15 protein-coding genes are annotated in these 22,982 nt (G+C 33.2%); 5 read left to right on the forward strand and 10 right to left on the reverse strand.

Features of this window, described 5'->3' with window-relative positions:
- Nucleotides 1-12 precede the first annotated feature (12 nt).
- The 5 genes from UABHE_RS17565 to UABHE_RS17585 all read left to right on the forward strand — a co-directional run bounded on the left by UABHE_RS17565 (nt 13) and on the right by UABHE_RS17585 (nt 4,444).
- Nucleotides 13-918, forward strand: a complete 906-nt coding sequence (locus UABHE_RS17565) for a metallophosphoesterase (protein ID WP_372364541.1) — start codon at nt 13-15, stop codon at nt 916-918.
- On the forward strand, nt 915-1,778 hold the full coding sequence (locus UABHE_RS17570) for a DUF1684 domain-containing protein (RefSeq protein ID WP_372364542.1): 864 nt from the start codon (nt 915-917) through the stop codon (nt 1,776-1,778). Before UABHE_RS17565 ends, UABHE_RS17570 begins: the two co-directional genes overlap by 4 nt.
- 104 nt (nt 1,779-1,882) lie before the next feature.
- Nucleotides 1,883-2,710 (forward strand): hypothetical protein, encoded by an 828-nt coding sequence (locus tag UABHE_RS17575; protein WP_372364543.1) that lies wholly within the window; start codon nt 1,883-1,885, stop codon nt 2,708-2,710.
- 83 nt (nt 2,711-2,793) lie between these two features.
- Complete coding sequence (gene hemC, locus UABHE_RS17580) at nt 2,794-3,708, forward strand: hydroxymethylbilane synthase (protein ID WP_372364544.1); 915 nt, start codon at nt 2,794-2,796, stop codon at nt 3,706-3,708.
- A gap of 1 nt (nt 3,709) precedes the next feature.
- Nucleotides 3,710-4,444 carry a glycosyltransferase family 2 protein gene (locus UABHE_RS17585; RefSeq protein WP_372364545.1) on the forward strand — a complete coding sequence of 245 codons (735 nt, stop codon included), beginning with the start codon at nt 3,710-3,712 and terminating at the stop codon, nt 4,442-4,444.
- 236 nt (nt 4,445-4,680) lie between these two features.
- Here the strand turns inward: UABHE_RS17585 and UABHE_RS17590 are convergent, their stop codons facing one another.
- From UABHE_RS17590 to UABHE_RS17635, 10 genes are all read right to left on the reverse strand, one after another.
- Nucleotides 4,681-4,950: a hypothetical protein gene (locus tag UABHE_RS17590; RefSeq protein ID WP_372364546.1), complete on the reverse strand. Its 270-nt coding sequence runs from the start codon at nt 4,948-4,950 to the stop codon at nt 4,681-4,683.
- Between the two features lie 2 nt (nt 4,951-4,952).
- On the reverse strand, nt 4,953-5,363 hold the full coding sequence (locus UABHE_RS17595; protein WP_372364548.1) for a hypothetical protein: 411 nt from the start codon (nt 5,361-5,363) through the stop codon (nt 4,953-4,955).
- The gene (locus UABHE_RS17600; protein ID WP_372364549.1) at nt 5,363-9,799 is read right to left on the reverse strand and encodes a protein kinase; all 4,437 of its coding nucleotides are present in this window, start codon (nt 9,797-9,799) and stop codon (nt 5,363-5,365) included. Before UABHE_RS17600 ends, UABHE_RS17595 begins: the two co-directional genes overlap by 1 nt.
- Before the next feature lie 10 nt (nt 9,800-9,809).
- Complete coding sequence (locus UABHE_RS17605; RefSeq protein ID WP_372364550.1) at nt 9,810-15,191, reverse strand: hypothetical protein; 5,382 nt, start codon at nt 15,189-15,191, stop codon at nt 9,810-9,812.
- Nucleotides 15,192-15,201: 10 nt separating this feature from the next.
- Nucleotides 15,202-16,344: a hypothetical protein gene (locus UABHE_RS17610; RefSeq protein ID WP_372364551.1), complete on the reverse strand. Its 1,143-nt coding sequence runs from the start codon at nt 16,342-16,344 to the stop codon at nt 15,202-15,204.
- Nucleotides 16,292-16,924 (reverse strand): hypothetical protein, encoded by a 633-nt coding sequence (locus tag UABHE_RS17615; RefSeq protein WP_372364552.1) that lies wholly within the window; start codon nt 16,922-16,924, stop codon nt 16,292-16,294. The genes UABHE_RS17610 and UABHE_RS17615 overlap by 53 nt, the downstream gene beginning before the upstream one ends.
- A 4-nt stretch (nt 16,925-16,928) precedes the next feature.
- A complete protein-coding gene (locus UABHE_RS17620) occupies nt 16,929-17,864 on the reverse strand; it encodes an MraY family glycosyltransferase (RefSeq protein ID WP_372364553.1) in 936 nt (311 codons plus the stop codon).
- Nucleotides 17,865-18,252: 388 nt separating this feature from the next.
- Complete coding sequence (locus UABHE_RS17625) at nt 18,253-20,313, reverse strand: protein kinase (RefSeq protein WP_372364554.1); 2,061 nt, start codon at nt 20,311-20,313, stop codon at nt 18,253-18,255.
- Between the two features lie 432 nt (nt 20,314-20,745).
- Nucleotides 20,746-22,086: a uracil-xanthine permease family protein gene (locus UABHE_RS17630; protein WP_372364555.1), complete on the reverse strand. Its 1,341-nt coding sequence runs from the start codon at nt 22,084-22,086 to the stop codon at nt 20,746-20,748.
- Nucleotides 22,086-22,961, reverse strand: coding sequence for a xanthine dehydrogenase family protein subunit M (locus UABHE_RS17635; RefSeq protein ID WP_372364556.1), 876 nt, complete (start codon nt 22,959-22,961; stop codon nt 22,086-22,088). The genes UABHE_RS17630 and UABHE_RS17635 overlap by 1 nt, the downstream gene beginning before the upstream one ends.
- Nucleotides 22,962-22,982 lie beyond the last annotated feature (21 nt).

Genomic DNA, 22,982 nt, shown 5'->3' on the forward strand with positions numbered 1-22,982 from the left:
TTATTGAGATCGATGAATACTCGTGATTTTATCAAATTAAAAGAGGCTTACTCTCTTACTATTCGTGCTAACCAAGAAGATAAGTACCGTACAGGAAACTTAATTGAACTACCTGCTAAAGGCGATGTTGTTATTATGGGTGATTTACATGGTAACCGCGAAAATTTTGCGAAAGTGGTTAATGCCGTAGATTTAGGAAACCATCCCAAACGCCATCTTATTATTCAAGAAGCCACTCATACCTGTGAAGTAGGCGAAGATCATAGCTATCTCTTGCACGAAGATATCGCATTTTTAAAAAGTAAATACCCACACCAAGTTCATATTATACTGGGAAATCACGAACTCTCAGAACTAACAGGTAAAGAAATTTTAAAAGGTGGTATTTGTTATAACATTTTGTTTCGCCAAGCAATGAAGCAAGCTTATGGTGAATATTATCCGGCACTTTTAGAATTGTTTAACGATTACATTCGAACAATGCCTATTGCTTGTAACACTCACAATGGGATTTTTATGTCCCACTCAACACCTCCTGGTAAATACTTGAGCCATTACTCTCTAGACTTTTTTAAAAAGGGTACTGGAAACAAAGAAAAAGATGATGCGATGATTGAAAAAGTTGTTTGGGGAAGAGATTTGTCACAGGAATCAGCAGATCGTTTTGCAAAATGTGTTAATAGTGAAATTTTAATTGTAGGTCATACGGCCTGTAAGAGAGGCTATCAATTACCAAATACAAGGCATATCGTTATCGATAGCAAAGGCACATTTGGTACATCAATACATTTTCAATTACACAAAGAATATACCCAAAAGTCTTTAGTAAAAAAAGGCCTTCAATTTATCAATAAGAAAGCTGTAAAAACGGCGATCGCAAAAATGAAGGAAAAAAAAGCAAGGAAGTCTGCAAAATGAAGAAAGTCTACGTATTTATTATATGTTTCTGTTTCTCTTTGGTAAATGCAGATAGCTACAAGGGAGAAATAGAAATATGGAAAAAGCAGCGCATTAGTTCCCTCAAAAAAAATTGGTTAAGCCTTGTTGATCTACACTGGATTAATAAAGAAAATACACACATTGGCAGTGCAGAGAATAGCGATATTCGCGTGTCGCAAAAACGATTTCCGCAGCAGGTAGGTATTTTTACTAAAAGTAATAATCAAGTTTTTTTTACTCCGCAAGTACCAGGCATTATTTGTGACGGCAAACCTATTAGTACCAAAACAATAGTTTTTAAAAAAGAGAAGTCCTGTAATCTTCAATATGAGTCTTTATCGTGGTTTGTAATAGAACGAAGTGGCAAATTAGCTGTTCGCGTCCGTGATTACAAAAATGAAGATATTAGTAAACTTGATAAAGTGTTGTGTTTTTCAATAAAGAGTCATTGGAAAGTAAAAGCAAAATTTGTTCCTTACATGCCACCGAAGAAAATAGAAATCACTAACATTCTTGGTATGACCAGTGAGGACATAGTTCCAGGCCAACTTTTATTCGAGATAGAAGGTAAAGAGTATAGCTTGGATCCTGTTAAAAGTGGATCTTCTCTTTTTATAATGTTCCAGGACGTGACAACAGGAAAAACAACTTATCAAGTAGGACGTTATATATATGCAGATGCTCCAAATGAAAAAGGGGAAGTGATTATCGATTTCAATAAGGCATATAATCCCCCATGCGCATATACTCCTTATGCAACTTGTCCTATGGCTCCAGAGCAAAACAAACTCCCTGTAGCAATTACTGCTGGAGAAAAATATCTATTAAAAAATCACTAAACATATTTTGATAGCTCCTTATTCTGTCGTAGTAGGTGATACAATATGAAATATCACTTGTAGGGCATGTCCCTAAATACAGAAAAAAAATAAGGAGAGGGCCAATGAAATATGTTTTTTTTATATCAATTATTGCGTGCAGTTGTTTATTTGCAGAAAATAGTTTAAAACAAAATCATGAAAATACTTTACTTTATTATGGTGATGTAGAATTTTTACAGGGGCAACACCAAAACTTTACCCAGATGGATGTTGTAAATAACAACGATAAAAATAGTTCTATTTTTTTATTAGCAAACAGTTTTGCTTATTATTGTGCTAGTGAAAAAAATACCACTTATATTATTTGTAAAGCGGTGAAACAAAAAGACTCACTAAATTTAACCTTTACTAACAGATTATTAAGAGATAAATATTCGCAAACAATAAAATATACAACGATTTTTGACTTGAGTGATAATTTTAATATTCGCACATTTGTCGATAAAGAAATCACAGATGCACGTGCCGATTTCTTACATATAATCAGTTGTGTATTACAATTTGCTCCTGAATTTTTGCCAATTATAACAAAGTGTAAAGGCGATATTCTAAAGTGTATTCTTGAAATAGTAAGTCCTGCAAGTAAGCTATTTAAATGTATTTTCAAAAAAGATAGCCAAATTCAAAAACAAAGAGTTGGAAGATTTACTGAAATTCCTTTTCAATTTTTGCCTCCTTTTACTTCTGAATATACAATATATAAGTTAAATCGGCAAAAAATTGCAAATTACACAGTAGAAATAACCTCAAAATCACCTAATATCGTTGATTTTGAAATAGACGTCAAAATAGTTAATAATGTATTAAGAGTAGGTATAAAAAATATAACTTATACTGGAAATGGTCGCTTATATATAAATGGTAAGGTTATACTTTTTAGTGAAAAATAGCGACAGATAAACGGAGAATCCACGAAGTAAAGTTAACTTTATTTCGTGGATTCTCAGAACTAATTTACAAAGTAGAGAAAACAATGTTGAATAAAATAATCCTAGGAACACGTGGAAGTAATCTTGCATTATGGCAGGCAAATTTGATCCAATCGCTTTTACAGGAGAAATACCCTTCATATATTATTGAGATCAAAGTTATTGATACTAAGGGAGATATGATACAGGATAAGCCTCTCCCTGAAATAGGTGGCAAAGGTTTATTTACTCAAGAGATCGAAAATGAGCTTTTAGATGAAACTATTCATATTGCTGTTCATAGTTTGAAAGATTTACCAAGTGAACTGCCAAAAGGATTAATATTTGCAGGTTCTCCAACAAGAGGAAATCCTAAAGATGCTTTTATTTCTAGTAGGTGGTCATCACTCGCAGAAATGCCGAATGATGGTTGTATTGCAACAGGTAGTTTACGCCGAAAAATACTCGTTCAACAGCAAAAACCTCAAGTGAAATTTGTGGATCTACGCGGTAGTATAGAGACAAGATTGCGAAAGCTCGATGAAAATGGTTGGGATGGGATCATTATGGCTCATGCAGCATTAGAGCGCTTGCAAAAAGAAAATTTAGTTACCGAGTCGTTATCCCCTCAAATATTCACTCCAGCAGTAGGGCAAGGAGCAGTGGGGCTCGAAATAAAAGAAACGCGCGACGATGTATTAAAAATTGTGCAAAGTATTAGCAATGAAAAAACGATGTTCGAAGTCACTGCTGAAAGAAGTTTTATGCGTACACTCGAAGGTGGTTGTTCCGTTCCACTCGGAGCTTGGGCGCTAGTAAAGGGAAATGACTTAATTCTACGTGGTTTTGTTGGTAGTAGAAAAGGCGATGCTACGATTAATGAAAATATTACTGGAAATAAAGAAAACGCATGCGAATTAGGTAAGAAATTAGCACAGCAATTTATTGAACTTGGAGCAAAGCAACTTTTGGCAGAGTGAAATGAAATACAAAAAACTATCTATTGTCGTTCCTATTTACAATGAAGAAAAAACTTTAGAAAAGATTCTCAGTAAAATAGAATCTCTTTCTTTAAATATAGAAAAAGAAATCATTCTTGTAAATGACGCATCGAAAGATAATACACTGCAAATATTACAAAGATATACAGATAAAGATAATTTTATCATTTTACACAATGAGCAAAATTTAGGAAAAAGTCAGACAGTCAAGAAAGGTCTTCTGGAGTCGACAGGCGACTTAGTTGTTATTCAAGACGCGGATTTAGAGTACAATCCAGAAAACTGGCAACAATTTCTTCCTTATTTTGAAGAACATGGCTACGATATTGTGTATGGTAATCGCTTTGGTAAGAATAATAAGGTGATTTATTGGCAAAACTGGTTTGGAAATCGTTTTTTAAGCATTGTTTCTTCCTGCTTTACATACCCACGCTCACGTATGATGACTACTGACATGGAAGTGTGTTATAAAATGGCACGCGGTAGTATATTTCGCGAAATAGCAAAAACTATAAGGTCAAAATCTAATTTTGGTTTAGAGCCAGAAGTCACAGCTAAATTCTCAAAATTTAAAATCGATGGTAAGCACCTAAAGTTTAAACAAATTGCTATTGATTATGCCCCGCGTTCTGTAGAAGAAGGGAAGCATATGAAAGCTTTTTCTGATGGATTTAAAGCCTTATGGGAAATTTTAAAATTTAATTTATGGAGATAATTATCGTGGGATAGAGGGTATAGTATTTCCAAAGGAGATTTATCTTCTTGTCGTTTTAGTTTTTGAAAATTTTCTATTAAGCCTTTGCTTTGTAAAAATGATTGTTACCTAGGATTATTAAGGATAACAGCAATATCTATATCCAATTTTTATAGAACACAGGCATGGAAAGAAATAGAGTATAAGTGAGTAATCTGTAGGTTCAAGAAATCTTAATCTTAATTCTTAATCTAATCTTAATCCTTTAAAAAAACATGGTCTTTGGAAGTTCTTTTGATCAATTCAACGAGCATTGAGACAATTGACCGCAGCATATTTTTTCCCAAATTAATTTGCTCTTTAGGGTAGTATTCTTTGGTAATTATTATATCTAAAGCGCCAGCACTTTCAAGCGCAGATCCTCTAGCAATATCAAAGTAGCGATACAGCGCATTGCCACGGACATCATTATGGTGCCCGTGAAAAAAGAATCGAAACGTTTGTTTTCTTTCTTTACAGAAGCGCATTTTTAGTTTGTACCATTAGCATCGATCCCAGGAATGTATGCGCTTATATTCTGAATATGTTCTTGTAACTCAACACAATATTCCACGCCGACTTTCAACAAAATTGCGATTATGTCGAAATAAGAACCGTGTTTTTTCTTAGGAGACCATATACTGGCTTCGTACAGTTTCAAGCTATCGCGTATTTGGTAACGAACAACCACACCATCTACACCACCTTTAGGTTTACTCCCACAAAGAACTTGTAATTCGTAATTGTTAAAAAATTTCTTTATATGTGGTCCCTCCGCTACAACTTCGATTTTTTTATTGTCAAAGTTATAACAAACAAGTAAGTGATCATCTGCAATGGAGAATTGCCAACAGTGCTCGCCATGAAAAGCGGTTAGTATTGTTATTGTTCCTTCTATCACTATTTCTTATACTGTAAATTAATAAGCATGCTTTTCACTGGTATGTATTCTTCACTAAATTTTCGTGAAACGCTGTTTAGACTGCGTAACATTCCACGTAGTGTTTGTTCTTCAATCCACGAGCTTTTGATTTCTCGTTGTAGTTGGTATACTAATTTTTCAATTTTTTGCGTTTCTTGATTGATATCAACATCAATGTTACCAGAGGCTAGATAGCGTTTGAGTATTTTTCCTTTGAAACCATTTGGAATTGGTATTGACTTGTTATTGTTTTTTAAATCGTGTACTACTGCTTGCAATTCAGCCATCAAATCGGGATATTCGCGTACTTTTTTAATGGTCATTTGTATACGGTCGCGTATTAATAAACTACCACGGTCTTTTAATAATGGTTGTAGTGGTAATTCTTCATAGCGTCCTAACGAGTTTATTATACTTGAGTACCATGATCCGGGTGATTTACGCCACGCGCGCAGATTTTTTTCACGTTGCTCGACTTCTACATAATTTTTTTGTCTTTCGCGTCTTAAACTATCGTTGTTTCTTAGCTCGTTGTTAAAAGCCAAGGCTCGCGAACTATTTTTCATATAGGTTTTTAATAAAGGTAACATGGAAAATGTTGGATTATCTAGATATGGCGTTACCAGCGTTTGTAAATCAGCATAACGTTTTTGAATAAACATTTGTTTTGCTTCGTCTATTAATTCGTCAAGTTCGTCTGACTCTCCTTTGGCTTCTATTACATATTTTTTACTTTGTTTACTTAAATTCATGTAGCCGTCTTTAACATTGTATGAATTTAGTTTATCAATATTACTTAAAATATTTGGAATAAGAGTGTCTATTTCTTTTTTGCGTTCTTTTAGCTTCAAAACTAAATCGCGCATTTGATTTTGCTCTTGCTTTTGCCTTTTCTCTACTTTAACGATTTCTTCGACTTCAACAGTTCGCTCTTCAAGTTTTTTGAGCTTATTTAATAGATTTAAATAAGTTGCATTACTTTGATCTAAGGGCTTTATTAGTTTGATAGCCTGAAGATATTCGTTTTGTTTTAATAGGGTTTGTGCATTATTTATTTTGCTACTATATAAATTAACGATGTCTTTTGCTTCTTGTAGTGTATTAAGTAGTGAACTTTCTACCTGAGTGTAGCCTCTTGACGCTGGATAAATAGAAACTAAACGTTTTACACGTCCTTCTACAGGTAAAAAACTACGTTTTAGACGTTCACTTTGGGTTTCGACGCGTTTCAAAATGCGATTAGCTTGTGCTAACCACCTTGTCTTTTTTCTTTGACGTTGTAAACTTACAATTTTGTTTTTCAAATAGGTAACTAATTTTTCGAGATTTGAGGCGTACTTTTTACCTTTGTTAATATCTGTTTCTTTGCTTTTTAAAACTTTGAGTGCTTTTGCTAAATTATCTTGTTTTAGTTGTTCTTCTGCTTGTCTTACTAAATTAGATAAACCTTTTTCGTTGTTTTTTGCCTTTTCTAAAAAAGATTTTTGCTTAGAGGTTAGTGGCTGTTTTGTCAGTGAAAATTCTTCTTGTAAATATTCTAAATTCTTATCGACAGAAACATCGGCTTGCTGAATGCGCGACAAGTTTCTTTTTGCTGTTGATAGTAGTTTAATAATATCGTTTTTATTTACCTGAGGCGTTTTTGGAGCTTTAGCTATACGTATGCGGTCAACAAACTGTTCTTTAATTGATAGTAAATCCTGAAGCACGGTTTTTTTACCTTGAACATAAGGTTTTAACAGTTCTATCGCTTTTTCTTCTTCTACTTTGTCAAGCAAAACATTTACTTCTGTCACTAAATTTTTGACTTGTGTGATTTCATTTTCTGCTTGTTTAAAAAGGCTTTTAGGAGACTTCACTTTAAGTGATATCTTGCCAGCCTCTTTCCACTGACTTTTTGCTGAATCTAGTGCCTCTTGTAACTTTCCAACGCGTTCTTGTAGCATCACAAATGTTTGGTCGAGAATTCTGCGTTGTTGTCGTTCTTTATATATATTTTCTGATGAAGTAAATATCTGCTGTACCGTTTCGCGTGTATCTGTTAAATATTCTAAGTCTTCTTCGTTGGCTTTTTGATATGGTTTAGATATTGTTATTGCTTCTCCGTACTGATTATTCTTCATCTTACTTGCTATCTGAGCAACAACTTTTTCATATTTATCAACTTGTTGTTGTGCTTTTTTCAGATTGTTATAAATATATTCATCAACTGGTAAGTAACCTTTTTCTGTAGGAAACCGTTCTTGGAGTACCGCAAGTTTTTCCTCTATTAAGTTGACTTTCTCTTCTGTTTGTACAATATGCTCTTGTAGCAAGCGATATGTTTTACGCATCATTTTTTCTTCGTCGCGCGTTTTTTTCAAACTTTTGGCAATGCGTTGCGTAGCTGTTAGTTTATCAAATAATCGATCTAACATGTTTACAGCATTGCGATTGAAGTTGGTATAGTTCTTATATTTTTCTGCCCATTCAAAAGCAGCTTTAGGGTTTTTTTGGGTTTCTGCTTTGCCTTCTTTCATAATATGATCGAGAAGCGCAAGGTAATCTTTTTGTGCTTTAAGAATATTAAGTTCGCGGTTGTTAGGTTGCGGATATCCCTTTTTCGCAGGGTATTTGTTTTGAAGTAAATACACAACACTATTGGCACGCTCGACTTTATATATAATTTTATCGCGAAAGTTTTGTAAGTCTTTTTGGACTTGTGAGTAGGCGTTATTTTGCTGATATTTTTGTACTTGCTCTTTAACAAAAATTGTAACCTGTTTACGAAAGTGATATAAGAAAGGTGCAGAGATAGCTAAAAGTAGAACAAGAGTAACAAGTACGCGCTTTAAGAAACTTTTCTTTTTTCTTTGGATAGGTAAATTAGCAAGATTAAATTCTTGGGTTTGTTGCGCGCTTTTGGTCATAACACTGTGGCTAATTGCATTTGCTTTTTGGGCTAGAGTAAATGAACGTCGTAGATCAAGTAAAGCTTCCTGTGCTCTATCGTATCTTTTATCTGGTGACTTATGTAGTAGTTTCATTACGAATTCATTTAATTTGGGAGATATTTCCTCGCGAATTCGACAAGGTTCTATCGGAGTTTCTGAGATGTGCTTTTTTAGCGTTTCTAAATTATTAGTAGAAACAAATGGTAAATGTCCGACCAGCATTTCGTATGCAAGACAACCTACTGAGTATAAGTCAAAGCGATTATTTGTGCGCATGACTACTTGCGAAATGTTTTCTGATTTGCGAAAAATACCTTCTGGGGCAACATGTCCAGGGCTACTACCAATGAAAGACCATTTAGGTAGAGTTTGATTCATATCAAGAGCTGCCCATCCAAGATTAGTCAAACGCACTTCGAATTTTTTAGTTATGAGGATATTGCGAGGAGAGATGTCGCGATGGGTAATGTCTTCCTTCGCACAGTAATCCAGTGCCTGTAACAAACCATCGAGAATATACATTACGATTTTTAAAGAAATTTGTATATTTTTTTGCCGATACTCTTTGAGTAAATCGTCTAAACTAACGCCATCAATATAGCGCATAACCATAAATTCAATGCTTTCACTTTTTTCTTCGCGAACAAAGGTATCTTTTGCTGTAGAGAATTTATTGCGTTTTCCGCGAGCAAGTCTATATGCTTTAACGAAAAAATTGTCAATGGTTCGCTCACCAGCATCTATTTTTTGCGAGCGGTATTTTTGCAATTTCTCAAAAGACTTTGCTTCTTCGGCAAATCTTTGGTGATCTAATTTTTCACTTTCTGATAAATTGGTGTTTTTTTTGCTTTTGTGAATATATTTTATGAGAATCTGTTGATCAGTTTCTATATTAAGACCACGATAAATAGAAATAACACCTTCTTCTTTTATTTTTTCTATCAAAAGAAAGTGATTAGGGATAATAGAAAAATTGTTTTCAATTTCAATAGAGCGGTGGATATCTTTCTGGTCAATGACTTGTATTTGTTCTTGTCTAAGACGCGAAAGTGCTAGGCAATCCGTGAGTAAAAAACGTAGAGATTTGCCTTTATAGTTTTCTGGATTGATTTTACTTGGCAACGACAGAAATGTTTCACTTTTTTTCATAATTGTGAATAAATCGTCTTGAATTGCCAGTTGAAAATTACCAGGAAAGCGAAGTAAAACTTGTAAAAGCTGCCAGTATTTTATGGTTTTCAAACTAGGTAGTTGTTTTTTTAGTAAACCGATATTTTTTACAATTTGTTTTTGCTTGGCGTTTAAGGCTTTTGCTTCATAAATCTTTTGTTCCCACTCGACTACGTCATTAAATAATCTCTTTAAAATACCTAATAAATCAGATGGAACAGCTGAAAATAAAAAACGGTCAATGAGGCCCTTTTCTCTTTCGTACTTTTCTCTAATAGCTTTATATTTCACTTTTACTTCGTTCGCCTTCACTTTTTACTCCCTAATCGCTGAAATTTTTTCTTTGTTCGTTTTCCCAGCGATTACAAATATCAATACATCCCTGAATAATCTCTTTGATAGAGGCCGGAAAAGGTGGAGGAGAAAATATTTGCATTACTTCTACCATACGAAATACAATAGATTGTCCTCCTATACGAAATAAATATTTGATTAACATTGTTAATCGATTGATGTAATCTTGTTTCGAAAAGTTATGACTATATTTAAGAGCCAATTCTAAGCATTCAAAAAATTGATTTTGGTCAGTTATTTGATCTAACACTAATGGATATAAGTGAGTTTGGTCTATTTGTACTAGCCAACTCATAACTCGCTTCGGATTTTTTTTCGCTTGTTCTTGTAAAACGTCTTGATAATTACTCAAGTCGAATTGTTCAATTTTCTTTAGTATATTGAGAATGTCTTCCGGACATCTAAGTGCTACAGCCCGAAAAATAGCTTGTAGAGTTTCTTCTAAATCAATAAACCTATCATGTTCAATATACATAAAAAAGAGACGAAGAGTGCTCTTAGGATATAGATAGCTTAATTTCTCTAACGTTTCATTTGGAATTTCTACAGGAAAGCCAGAATCCCATTCAAGGGAAAGCCCTAAAAAGTTATAACTTGGTTTAATTCCTTTTATAGCAGTTTCTATTTTATTTTGATAGATTAAATATTCGGAATCATTGTTTTCCTGTAAATAAATTTCTGCTATTTCACAATATACTTTCAGTAAGATATTAAAATTTTCGATTTTCAAAATATAATCATGTGGTGATTTTTTTTGCTTAGCGCTAGCGACTGCCAATGCTCCAAAGACAGCATCTCCACATAAAAGATCGTCTACAATGTTCTCCATTTCGAAAACCTTTAATGGTTTGGACGTAACGAGAACATTAGCTATTTCTTCTAAGGCAGAGTTAACAACTTCTGGGTTGTCATGATTTTTAGCCATGTTTATAGATTGTTGTAAATTGTCTAGGGATTTCTGAGCGACGACTTTAACAAATAAATCTTCGTTATCTTCATAACTTTGTACAATTTTGTAAGCAAGCTCTATGTCTTCGTCGAGCAAACGCATAATTAAATCTTCTAAATAGTAACGTTTTTCTCGTTCTTGGCATATTTTTGTTAAACGAATAATTTCTTGCGTTAGTTTTTTGGCTTCGTACGAACAATTGATATCGAGCATTCGTTCTACAAGTTGACAATAGAAATATAAGAGATCGTTAGCGGATATGCATTTTGTAATAGATGCATTTTTTAACCATAACACAATTCTTTTGCACATTTTCTGCGTGAAATTTTTTGCAGTGCACAAGTATTCTAGTGCAAATTCTACTGATGAAGCGAGAATTTCTTCATCAAAAATACTATTGATTAAGGATATTGCAATATCAATATTGAGTTCTAACAGAGTAATAAAAATATTAGGCACACGTAGATACACGAGTTCGAAACCGCCATAATCATCAATTGTTTGGGCACATTCCTCGCAAAAACCACTGATTATAGGAAAACCTTGTTCGACAATTGATGTCGCGATTATTTCAAAACCTTCTAAACGATCTTCTTTACTTATGATTTTTTCAACCCAAAGCATTTGTTTTTGAGGCTGGTCAATGGTACTTATTAATACAAATGCAATAAAGTCCTGTTGGTCCCAATAACTTAGCCAGATTTCATCTACTAATTTTGGCTTAGCCCAAAACATAATTTTAAATAAAAGAGGAAAGAACTGCTTTTCTATGTCAATCTTTTCTGATTCTTTTTTGTAAAATTTCTGCGCAAAATATTTTAAATTACTTTCAAATCGCAAGCGATTAAAGCCACTGAGTTCTCTTGCAACCATAAATGTTATGTAATTTGTTAGCGATAATTCTTTGTGTATTTCTGCTGGAAATAGACTTAAAATCTCTTCGATATCTTTTTCTGACCAGATAGGGCTTAAAATATAAGGAAAAATATCTTCTAAACTCGGCAGGCGATTTATAGATAAAGTAATGAGGCGGAGAATATGTTTTTTATTCGCCGTTGACAGAGAAGGGTATTCTTCTTTGCTAAATTCAATTTGAATATCTAAATTTTTATCATTGATGATAACATAGGGAACGCTGCCTAATATGTAGAAAATGTCTTTTTTTCCGACAAGATAATTTGCCAGAGATATTGCTCTTTCTGGCATAGTAAATAACAAGCGGAAGCATAGTTTACTAAAAAGTCTTGGCGAAACCATCCAGCGATGAATACAAATTTCTGGTGTATAATTCCAAGATTTATCTTGCTGCATACATTTGATAACAGCATCTTCTATTTGGCATAAAGAAACTTCATCAATGATAAATTTTTTGATTTGCATTTTGGCATACAAGTATTGAAATAACTGATATGCTAGATCTTTTTTTGAATGACAAAGTTGCGAAATTAAGCTATATACAATTTTTTCAAGTATATTGTTTGAAAAACTAGCAGAAGCCTCTTGCAGCAATGTAAAAGTGTAGCTCGGTTTGCGATGAACGATAGTTGATAGTAGTAATGTGTAAATTTCTTCGCGATACAATATATCTGAATGTGCGACAATAATGTCATATATACTAAGCAGTTTTCTTAGCGAGAGTTTTTTAAGAGCTCGTAGTAGAGAAATAGAAACTGTAGAGTTATGAGTAAGGTCCCAACCACTTATATTTAGAAGAAAATCGCAACCAACAATTTCATTGTGGCGATATAATTTTAGAAAAATGTTCCCCATTTGCTCGCCAAAATCAAAGATAGCTTGCTTTTTTATCATGTCCATGAATTTTATCGCTTCTTCAATATTAAACTCTACAAGTAGTGGGATTCCTTTTGTTATGAGTCGATTTTTTAGTGTCTCATCTACCTTTGAATATAATGAGACAATATTTTGAGGAAAATTAGTAATGTGTTTTTCTAACCATATAACTTTGACGCGATCTATTTCGTATTTTTCAAGTGAAAAAAGATCTAGCTCTTTCAATTTTATGTTGGGATGAGCTTCTACAAGTTTTTTTACCGCATCTTCTTTGTCAAATAGCATATCTGGAATAATTTGCTCGATATAGTAGATTGCAATTTGTTTGTCTTTAGTCCAAAGTACAGTTGCCATTTCTGCAAGTAGTTGATTTACGGTGTTGTATTCATAACTTTGGCCATCTTCGCCTATTGTTTTTTCTGTTAAATCAAAAAGCTCTTGGAAGTTGTTTTGCGAACTATCTAAGAAATTCTTGGTAATGAGTTCGGCATTTTTTTGTAGATCTTCTATAGATAAAAAGCCTTTGGCTATTAGGTAACTAATATATATCGAAAAAAGGGAGATTTTTTTGTCTTCTTCCTCAAATTCTTTTTTTATACGAATTATATCTCCCGCATGGATATTTGCTAAAAATTTTTGGCTATTTTTCTTAATGTTATAAGTGCCTACAAAGTCTAGCAAGCCGTAGCTGTAGGTGTGAATAATTTCTACTAATTTATCTGTAAGGTCTTCCTCAACGCTTGGGTTTTTATCTAGATAATGAATAAAGAAACAGATACTTCCAATAATTTGTTCTGTGTTGTTTGAAAAAGAAATTTCGGAAACTATTTTCATGAATAAATCTATTTTGTTCATTGATAAAGCACAAACACCTTCTAAACGAAGGCGTGATACTGAATCGCTAATTTTATTAATAAATTCATACAACAACACAAAGTCATTTTTTTGATGAATAATATTATAAATGACGGTCCATCTTTGCCATTTTGCGTAATCAAATGAGCCAGGCTCTGCACCACTTTCTTCTACAAGCGCGATTGTTTTGTCTAAGGAAATGTAAAGCAAGTCTTTTACTACACTATCAATCCACTGGATGTCCCAGTTAAAAATAAATAGTCGACATACATCAAAACATCGTTGTGGTTCTATGACAACAAAGGCCTTAATTAGTTTAATAATTGTTGATTTGTTGTGAAGTAAGTCTTTATCACAATATAGGCTGTCGAAAAAGAATACCGCTTCCTCATTTAGCTCTTCTTCTAATAAAAAATCCAGTATCATCAGAAATACTTCTTCGCGATATTCGCTTGTCAGCTTATCGATATATTCAATCACGATATCCTGGTTAATAGTACACCAGACTAGCATCAAATGTTTTAAATGATCGTAAGATTTTTTTTGTAAAAAATTACGATAAAGTTTTATGAATAGACGATTGTCGCTCTTAATTTTTGTTTGTGTTGTTTCTAATATTTGAACGATATGTTTTTCTAAATCAGGATAAACATTACCAAGAGCCAGTACTTTATTACTAAAATCTAATTGTACAAGAATTTCTAAAATGTCATATGATAGTAACTTTTCAAGAAAAGCGTTGATGAAAAACTTACTTAAGAGTTCGTGTAAACAAGTTACGATGTTGAAGGAATTTTTCTTAAGACGTCGGTTGATTTTTTTATGTATATCGCGATAATCTGTTAATTTCTCTAAAGGAGGATAAAATGTTTCTTTGGCAAAAAAGATATCTTCCATTCCTTTGTATTCAGAAGAGTAAGGTTGTTTTTCTAAAAAGGTACATATGATAGATAATTCTTTTATTATAGAGCTGTCTGTTCGTTTTTCTTTTTTGAAATTATCATAATTGATATACTCTATTTGTTGTTTTTTGATATTAAAATAAGCAAAAAAATGAACCGACTTTTGCGTATTCATTGAGAAAAAAGGATATAGAGATAAGAATTGAGAATTAGAGTTGTTGCAAAGATAAAACTTATCTAAAGTACCATGTATTTTTGATTTGATATCTTGTAAAGAATGTTTTGGTTTTAAACCAACAAATGATAACACTGGAACGGTCGTTTCCTCATTTTGTTGCCAAGGAAAATCTTGATAGTATGTTAAAGAATAACTATTCCAAAACTTAATAAGTGGTATTAGGTGTTGAAAATGTTTTAAGTAGCGATTGTATTCTTTTGTCGAAATGTCTTTTTTCTTTTTATTTGCTGGGACATTTATTTGTAAGATTTTAGCAAAAGCATTTATTATTTTATCGGGATCAAGTGCCGAGATATTTGTTAAAAATGTTTCGTTTTTAGGCCATGTGCTTTCTAAACAATTTAACCAATTATTTGCCCAATTTCTTTTTTGAGTTAAACATTTATAAACAAGGGTATGGGACTGGTTATTATGTCTTTTTGTATGAGCCAAGTAGTCGCTTATATTAATAATGGTTGTATAGCGAAATAAACATTCTACTAAGTTTACAAGTGCTTTTGCTGATTTCTGAGAATTGGAATTTTTATGTACTTGTAAAAAAAAGACCCACCGCTTGCCTAACGGAGATGAAATTTTTTCCGTTTGTAATTTTTTATCCATCTGAAAGGTAGTCATCTTTTTCTCTTTATTTCTGTTTCCAGTTACGCGCTCGCAGCCAATTTTTCCAACGCTGAATAGTTGAATGATTTTGATTAGTGAATCTTACAAGAATGCTTTTTACTAGGGAAGAAAGCGATACGCTTTCTAAATTATTAATTAAGTAAGAAATCGCTGGCTTGAGGTTCTTGTTTTTAATGAAAAACGAAGAATAAAACAATACTTGAGAATAATTTTTTATCACAGCACCTTTAAAATAGGCGATGGGGTTTGCCATAACAACGTGGTATTTTTTAGGTAGCACCTTTATTGTTACTTTTGGAAATTCTATTTTAGGAAAATGGTTCTTACCAGCTTTTTGCAGTGTTGCTAGTTTAATTTGTGTTTCAACTTCAAATTCTTGATAACATTCTTTTTTCAGAAATTTTTGAGGAATATTTACTTCCGCTTTCCACCATTCCCCTCCTTTTATTGTCATTCTTTCATCTATTTTCGGAGTTTTTGTTGTGATATCTGTGCGATTATCTCCTGAAAGAAAAAACTTTGTAGAAGTGATTTTCAAATCTAAATGTTTTTTTCCGCAAATAATGGTGATAGGTTTAAAGCCGTTGTTTTTTATAGCAATTATAAAATTCAATTTGTCTTTAAATGAATAATATTTTGCAGTTGTATATGATTTTGTGATTATGACTTGATTCTTTATTTTTTGTTTTCGTTCTATCGTTTTTAATGACTTTTCCATTTGATTTTGAAAAGGAAGATTTTTCTCGAGAAGCAAGATAGCTTTTATAATTTTGCTAGCTTCTTCATACTTAGTTTGTTTTGCAAAATCAAGAGCTTGTTGGTAATGTTGCAAAAAATGATCGTTTTTTTCCCACTTGGTTTTTGTTTTTTTTTGGGAAAGTTGCTGTATTATATAAAAGTAAAGCGGATTTTGTGTTGTTGTTAGTCTTTTTTCAATATAGGGTTTTACACTTTTTCCCAAATTCACAATACGCTTTATTGTTTCATTTTGTAAGTTCTTATCTGTATTTTTATCTTCTAATACTGAGAAAAGAGAAAGCAAGCGCCCTTCGTTCACTTCTTGAGCGCTTAAACATAATGTCAATATGAATATATTAGTTATTTTCTTGATAAAAGAAATCAAAAGTGGGCTTTGCCAAAAATTCATTGAAGGTTTTCCTCAAACATATCGTTTTTTTCATATTAATATTCTGTTTTTGCCATATTAAATCTACTGATTTACACTGTAGCATTGATTCTGTAGTATCAAAGCCAATTAAAAATTTGTGAACCGCGCCAGTTACTATTTCTTTGTCATTTAACAGTAAGTCTGTGTATAGTGTACTGTTTTGTGGCTTTAGTATTTGATTTTGATGAGAGTTACTTTCGCAGTTGAATATACATTTTATCATTTCTGGCGCAAATTTTAGTGGTTGCTGGCCAAAATGAGCGATGTACAAAAAATAAAATTTGTATTTTTTTTTAAAAAAGCGATTAGTTATGTCGTTATTAAAATTATTTAACTCAATAGTATCACTGTGCGGTGTTAAAATTACTTGACTCTTAGAAGAAATATTTCCCAACCATATCGTTTTTGTGTTTGATACTTTAACCGGTTGAAAGTTAACAATTGGAGTTTCTTTGTCTTTCTCCAACAAAAAAATCTCTATTCCTCTTATAATTATAATAGGCATACAAAAAAAAGCCAAGCAATGTATTAAGTATTTTATTTTTTCTGAACCATTCATATTGTTATCCGACTTGTTGTGAAACTACAAATAAAAGAATGCTTAGAATACATGTGATCACCAAAACGTAAAATATTTGCTTTTCATCATTTATATCTTTGTTGCGTAAGTGTAGTATCGTACTTTTTTTGTGCACAAAGGGAGTAAAAACAAAATATATTATTGGAACAATTAAAATTATAATAGGGATAAAAAACCCTAGATTGCTGGATGTATACTTTATATCCATAGATGTTGCTGCAATAAGAAAGCCAAGAAAATAAGTACCAGATTTTCCAAGTAGAATCTTACTTGGTTTTATTTGATCAACAAAAACTCCGAGAAGTCCCCCCATTGCCGTTGCAAGAACAAGAGCATTTTCATATTGATCATTTACAACAGAAAATAAGAAAAAAATGGCACTCAGTACGATTAGTAAATTGGTAAAGAGTCCATCTATTTGATCTAAGATATCTAAACAGTTGATTACAAGTACTACCCAACAAATGGATAAAAATATATTTCCTAAATAAAAAGTACCTTCACCTAAATTAATAGGTAAAAAACGCAAGAAATCGTGGTCGAAAGAAATATTATTTACAATAAGAGTACAGGCAGCTAAAATTTGTATTACAATCCGTAGAAGAATAGAGTAAGGATATACATCGTGTATTAATCCTGAAAATGTAACGAGAATAGCACCTAGTAGCAAACCTAAAAATTTAGGATTTCCTAATGAAATACGTATTTCTTGGTCAGGGAATTCAATATAGAAAAATAAAATTAAGGTTAATATAAACCCCAAATATACTGCTACTCCACCAAAATAAGGAATTTCTCTACTACGAATATGATCTTTTCGGGAAACGATATTATAGTTCTTGGCGATTTTTTTGATTGGATAAACAGCTGAGTAGGTAAGAAAAAAAGATATCGATAAATAAATTAAATAATAAGTCATTTTTTCTGCCCTTAAAAAAAAAGAGGCCCATAGAAGACTCCTTCTAGGACCATTCTTCTAGAGCATATCGTGAGACAGAGAATACGCTCTTACAATTATTATTAATAAGTAATGAAAATTATAAGGTTGAGCAATGCTCAACGAGTTGCATTTACAGCACAATGTGCGTTTGTAAAGTGTTATTACTTTAGCTAAATAGGAGCCCTGTAAAATTCCTATAATGTTTGGAATAGATTTTTTGATAAGGTGTGTAATGGATATCGGTTTAGAGACAAATGCTGAAAATTCTACTGTATCTACTCTTTGGGGATTTAGGACAACATTACATCCTAATTTAAGCAAATGATTAAGTTTTGCTTTATCATATAGGGAATTCCAGAACTAGAACCTATCCTTCAGCTCCTAAACCTCTTAATTCATCGCACAAAGTTTTATATTGTCGAGCACCTTTGTGATTTTTATCTAGAGTTAGAATAAAATCGAAACTTTTGATTGCTCGGGTGTATTTTGAATTTCGGAAATTTTCTAGACCTTCTTGTAAAGATTGGTTTATTTGTACTTGATCTTTTAGCTTTTTTTCAGCGAGTTGCTTGTATTTTTCAGCGCCGATGTGTGTTTCCATATATTTGAGAACACGATCATAACATTTAACTGATTTTTCCCACTGCTGACTTTTGAAAAAGGTCATTCCTTGGTTATAGAAGAAAGCAATTTCTTCCATTTTATTGCCTTCATCAATGCGATCTTTTGTTTCTTTTAGTAGTTTCTCTGCATCTTTGTGCTGATCATCAACGCGTAAGACCTCTTCAAACATCTTAATTGCTTGAGTAAAATTCCATTTCTCATACGCTTCTACAGCTTGTTTGTATTTGTCATCTACTTCTGAACGATTTTTCTGTAAACGCGACAATTCTGCCTGCGCCATTTCCAAGTATTTTCTTGCATCTTTGTGTCCAGAATGTAGTTTTAAAACCGCTTCAAACCAATGTACTGCTTCATCATATTTTTCGTTTTTTAACGCCATAATTGCATCGCGATACATTTCCGCAATTTTTGCCATTTTAATTTTTTTATGACATAGTGATTGAAGTTTTTGAATTAGTTCGCTATAAGGATTTATAAGTAACGCTTCTTCGAATTTTTCTAGTGCTTCGTCAAAGTTATTTTGCTGAAACAACTTTTTCCCTATACGAGTTATTCTTTGTGAATTTTCTAGCTCTTCTTTCACTGAAACTTGTGCGCGGTGAAATGTTTCTGGCATACGGTTTTGTAAAGAATTAATATATCTTTTTACAGTTTTTGAATTTTGATAATGACATGCTAATTTTAAAAAGTCTTTAACATAGTTGTATGCCTCATCGTGCATAGAAGCTTCGTGGAATGCTTGTGCTTGATGAAACCATTCTTCTATAAGATCTTGTTCTTGATGCGTTTTAACTAACTGTAATGTTTCTTGTTTTTTTGTCTGAGCTTCTTTGTTGTGAGGTTCTATCGCTAATATTTTGTCATAAATTTCAAGTGCTTCGCCAAAATTTTCTCTATCAGCAGCTAGGTGAGCATCTATAATAAGTGGCGTAATCTTATTTTCTATTCTCGTTGTAGGTGATCCTTGATTTAGTAATACATCAATAAGTTCATCTACATTTTTGAAGCGATCTTTTTCATCTTTTGCTAAAGTTTTTAAAATAACATTGTTTAAAAACGTAGGTACTTGATCATTTAGTTCTTCTGGAGGGATAGGATCTTCGTTTAAATGTAGTTTGTACAAAGCAATGGGGGTTTCGGCATCAAAAGGAACACGTCCTGTAACCATCTCGTATAAAATAACTCCTAAAGCATACTGGTCAGTAAATGCAGAAACTGTTCCTTCGAACTGTTCTGGAGCCATGTAAGTTGGTTTACCAAGAACTATACCTGTTTGAGTTACTCGCTCAGAGCCTATTGTTTTTGCAATTCCAAAGTCCATAATCTTTACTACATCATCTGGGCGAATCATTATGTTATCAGGCGACAAGTCACGGTGAATAATTTGATGTTTTAGATTATGGGCGTATGCAATAGATTTACCAATTTGGATAAATACATCTAGTGCTGTTTGAATTGCAAAGGTGCCATCATCTTCAAGAATATCTGCTAGAGTTTTCCCTTCAACATATTCCATAATAAAACCAGTAATATCTGGTTCATCGATAGCACTTATAATGCGCACGATATTAATGTGATCTAACTGTGCAAGAAGGCGCATCTCAATTTCAAACCGTTGTCGAAAACCTTTTTCTTCTGATAAATGCGGATGAAATATTTTTAATGCTCTTGGAACATCGAGTTTAGTATCTATAGCTTTATAAACTGTCCCAAACCCTCCCACCGCAATCTTCTCTTTAACAACACACGAGCCAAAAGTGCGGTTGATCATCTTATCAACTTTTTCTATATTTTCCACAGTCATGAATTGCCTTTATTAATGAATGGATTTGATTGGATGGATTTGGTAAATAATGTAGATAGAAACAAATATAATTATGACATGTTTTGATTAAAACCCAATATAATTTTCCCAAATTTTATACTTTTATTCAAAGAAAAGTCAAGTTTTTTTTATGATTTCGCATTAGATATCTTTAATCTATACACTCATTTAAGGATTCTTTTGCTTTTTTAATATTTTTGCTTGGAACGTTTAGGTTTTTATTAGAGGCTATGATCAATTAGATCGTTAGCGTGACCTTCACGATGACTCTCGTTATAATCAGGTTTAGAAAAAAGTTTTATAGTTTCTTTTTAAGTGAGTCGCAAAAAACAATCATCGTTACTATATATTGTATTACTTATAAGGTATAGAATACAAATGAAAATGTGCTTTTTTCTAATTGATGAAGATCTACAAAGAAGATGAATGTTGACGTCCTAGGACTATGTTTAGGAACACACCAACAACAACGGCTACGACTACAGTGTTGCTTGTTAAAATTTCTACCGCTAGAGGTAAATTCCAGTTTTGGGTTTTTACAATAGAGGGAATTGATAAAGCACAAACAAGTGTGATTCCAATAATTAAAGAATTTTCCTGGGTATTTTTGGCAGCAGCTAGGAGCCGTATACCCGATACGCAAATCATACCACAAACAACGACAAAAACGGCACCTAGTACTGATCTTGGCATTGCAACAAGTAACGCACCAAATTTAGGACATAAACCGTATAATATTAAAATAACTGCTGCAATTTGAACAACAAAACGGCTTGCAATACGCGTAGTATTGATGATGCCGATATTTTGGCTATAACTTGTGCATGGCATTGCACCGAGTAAGGCAGATAACATACAGGAAAATCCTTCAGCAGCAATCCCTCTATTCATATGGCTTACTCTGTACGTTTCACCGCATGCAGCACAAGTCGCAGCGTAATCTCCTATTGATTCAAGAATAGAACCTGTGTAACCAGCAATAATTCCTACAATTGCCGCAAAAAAAGCTTCGTTCCAAGAAAATCCAGAAAAAGGATAAGGGTATATCTCAGGCAAAGAAAACCAAGGTTTTTGTGCGACGATTTCCCAGTTTACCATACCCCACAAACTAGCAATGCCTAACCCTACAACCCAAATAGAAATAAATACTGCAGCTCTAGAAAGTAAGCCGTTCAAAATATTTTTTGCTAGTATTTGTAAACCGAGAATCATTGCAATGACAGAGCAAGCGAGCATTAAATGCGAAGGATCTCCGCTGCCGATTGTCCATCCCATTGCAACTTGCCCTAAAGATAAACCAATACAAGTTACCACGCATCCAGATACTGCGATAGGAAATATTTTCCGCAAAAATCGCAGGGCTCCTACAACTCCCAGCAACATTTCAAAAAGACCGCCAATAAAGATTGCGAACCACATTGTTGCTGAACCGCAAATAGGCCCTACTGTTTTTAAAACAGCTGTATGTGTTGCTGAGGGACCTTGAATTATTGGAAGTCGATTGCCAAAAGTTGTTTGAATTAAGGTTGAAATTCCCATTGCAAATAAACAAAAGTTGACAAATTTTGCTCCTTGAGTTTGTGACATTTCCATTGCTGAAGCTACAGCAAGAGGAAGAACAAAAGGGGAAATATCAACTAAAGTATGTTGCCATGCGTATAAGATACTTTCTACTGATGATGAGGGTCTTTCGTCTATTTTGTAGATCGGTTCACTAACAACAGGAGTTTCATCCCAAACTTTTTCATCCATTACATTTGTGCTCTGTCAAAAGCTCGCTTCAAAGTTTTTTTTGTTAAAACCTTTGCCAAGTGGCGACGATATTTTGCTGATGCGTGTATATCAGAACCTGGTTCAATATCTTGTTCAGAAGCGACATTTGCTACGTTTTCTAGTAACTCATCGCTCAATTGTTCCTTTTCTAGTAATTTTGAAGCATTGTTTGCTAGTACTGGAGCATCTCCTACGCTAAAAAATACTATTTTTCCTTGTTCGCAACGTCCTTTACGGTCAACGCGTAAACTGACCGCTACACCAGCCATAGCATAATCTCCGTGACGACGTGAAACTTCATCAAAAGCAAATCCGTATCTTTTTGGTTTGTGAGGAATGGCAACTTCGACTAGAATTTCATTTTCAGTCATTGCTGTTCCAAACATACCAGTAAAGAAATCTGCGATTTCAACCCAACGTTCGTTATCTTTACTGCGCAAGCGCAGCTTAGCATCTAATGCTAACATAATTGCAGGTAGCTCAGCTGCTGGATCTGCGTGAACTATGCTACCACCAATAGTCCCACGATTGCGAATTTGAGGATGCGCAATATATGGCATTGTTTCGTGTAGTAGTGGACATTTTTCAGCGACAATAGAACTTTTCTCTACTTGAACATGGCGAGTCATAGCGCCAATAAGTAAACCGTGTTTGCGATGTTCGTTAATATAAGATAAGTCGTTTAAAAAATTAATATCTATGAGAATGCTGGGGTCTGCAAGTCTAAAATTCATTGCAGGAACAAGACTTTGTCCACCTGCTAGAATTTTTGCTTCAGATCCATACTGATGCATTAAATCAAGAGCTTCTTCTATCGTTGAAGGCTTGTAATATTCGAATGCAGAAGGCTTCATATATAAATTCCTATATTATTT

Origin of the sequence: Candidatus Uabimicrobium helgolandensis (genome assembly GCF_041508025.1) — a bacterium.
Lineage (GTDB): Bacteria > Planctomycetota > Uabimicrobiia > Uabimicrobiales > Uabimicrobiaceae > Uabimicrobium > Uabimicrobium helgolandensis.

What these genes read in the sequence shown, in the direction of transcription:
- UABHE_RS17565 (WP_372364541.1), top strand. Translation starts at nt 13, where the DNA reads ATGAATACTCGTGATTTTATCAAATTAAAAGAGGCTTACTCTCTTACT.
- UABHE_RS17570 (WP_372364542.1), top strand. Translation starts at nt 915, where the DNA reads ATGAAGAAAGTCTACGTATTTATTATATGTTTCTGTTTCTCTTTGGTA.
- UABHE_RS17575 (WP_372364543.1), top strand. Translation starts at nt 1,883, where the DNA reads ATGAAATATGTTTTTTTTATATCAATTATTGCGTGCAGTTGTTTATTT.
- hemC (WP_372364544.1), top strand. Translation starts at nt 2,794, where the DNA reads ATGTTGAATAAAATAATCCTAGGAACACGTGGAAGTAATCTTGCATTA.
- UABHE_RS17585 (WP_372364545.1), top strand. Translation starts at nt 3,710, where the DNA reads ATGAAATACAAAAAACTATCTATTGTCGTTCCTATTTACAATGAAGAA.
- UABHE_RS17590 (WP_372364546.1), bottom strand. Translation starts at nt 4,950, where the DNA reads ATGCGCTTCTGTAAAGAAAGAAAACAAACGTTTCGATTCTTTTTTCAC.
- UABHE_RS17605 (WP_372364550.1), bottom strand. Translation starts at nt 15,191, where the DNA reads ATGACTACCTTTCAGATGGATAAAAAATTACAAACGGAAAAAATTTCA.
- UABHE_RS17610 (WP_372364551.1), bottom strand. Translation starts at nt 16,344, where the DNA reads ATGAATTTTTGGCAAAGCCCACTTTTGATTTCTTTTATCAAGAAAATA.
- UABHE_RS17615 (WP_372364552.1), bottom strand. Translation starts at nt 16,924, where the DNA reads ATGAATGGTTCAGAAAAAATAAAATACTTAATACATTGCTTGGCTTTT.
- UABHE_RS17620 (WP_372364553.1), bottom strand. Translation starts at nt 17,864, where the DNA reads ATGACTTATTATTTAATTTATTTATCGATATCTTTTTTTCTTACCTAC.
- UABHE_RS17625 (WP_372364554.1), bottom strand. Translation starts at nt 20,313, where the DNA reads ATGACTGTGGAAAATATAGAAAAAGTTGATAAGATGATCAACCGCACT.
- UABHE_RS17630 (WP_372364555.1), bottom strand. Translation starts at nt 22,086, where the DNA reads ATGGATGAAAAAGTTTGGGATGAAACTCCTGTTGTTAGTGAACCGATC.
- UABHE_RS17635 (WP_372364556.1), bottom strand. Translation starts at nt 22,961, where the DNA reads ATGAAGCCTTCTGCATTCGAATATTACAAGCCTTCAACGATAGAAGAA.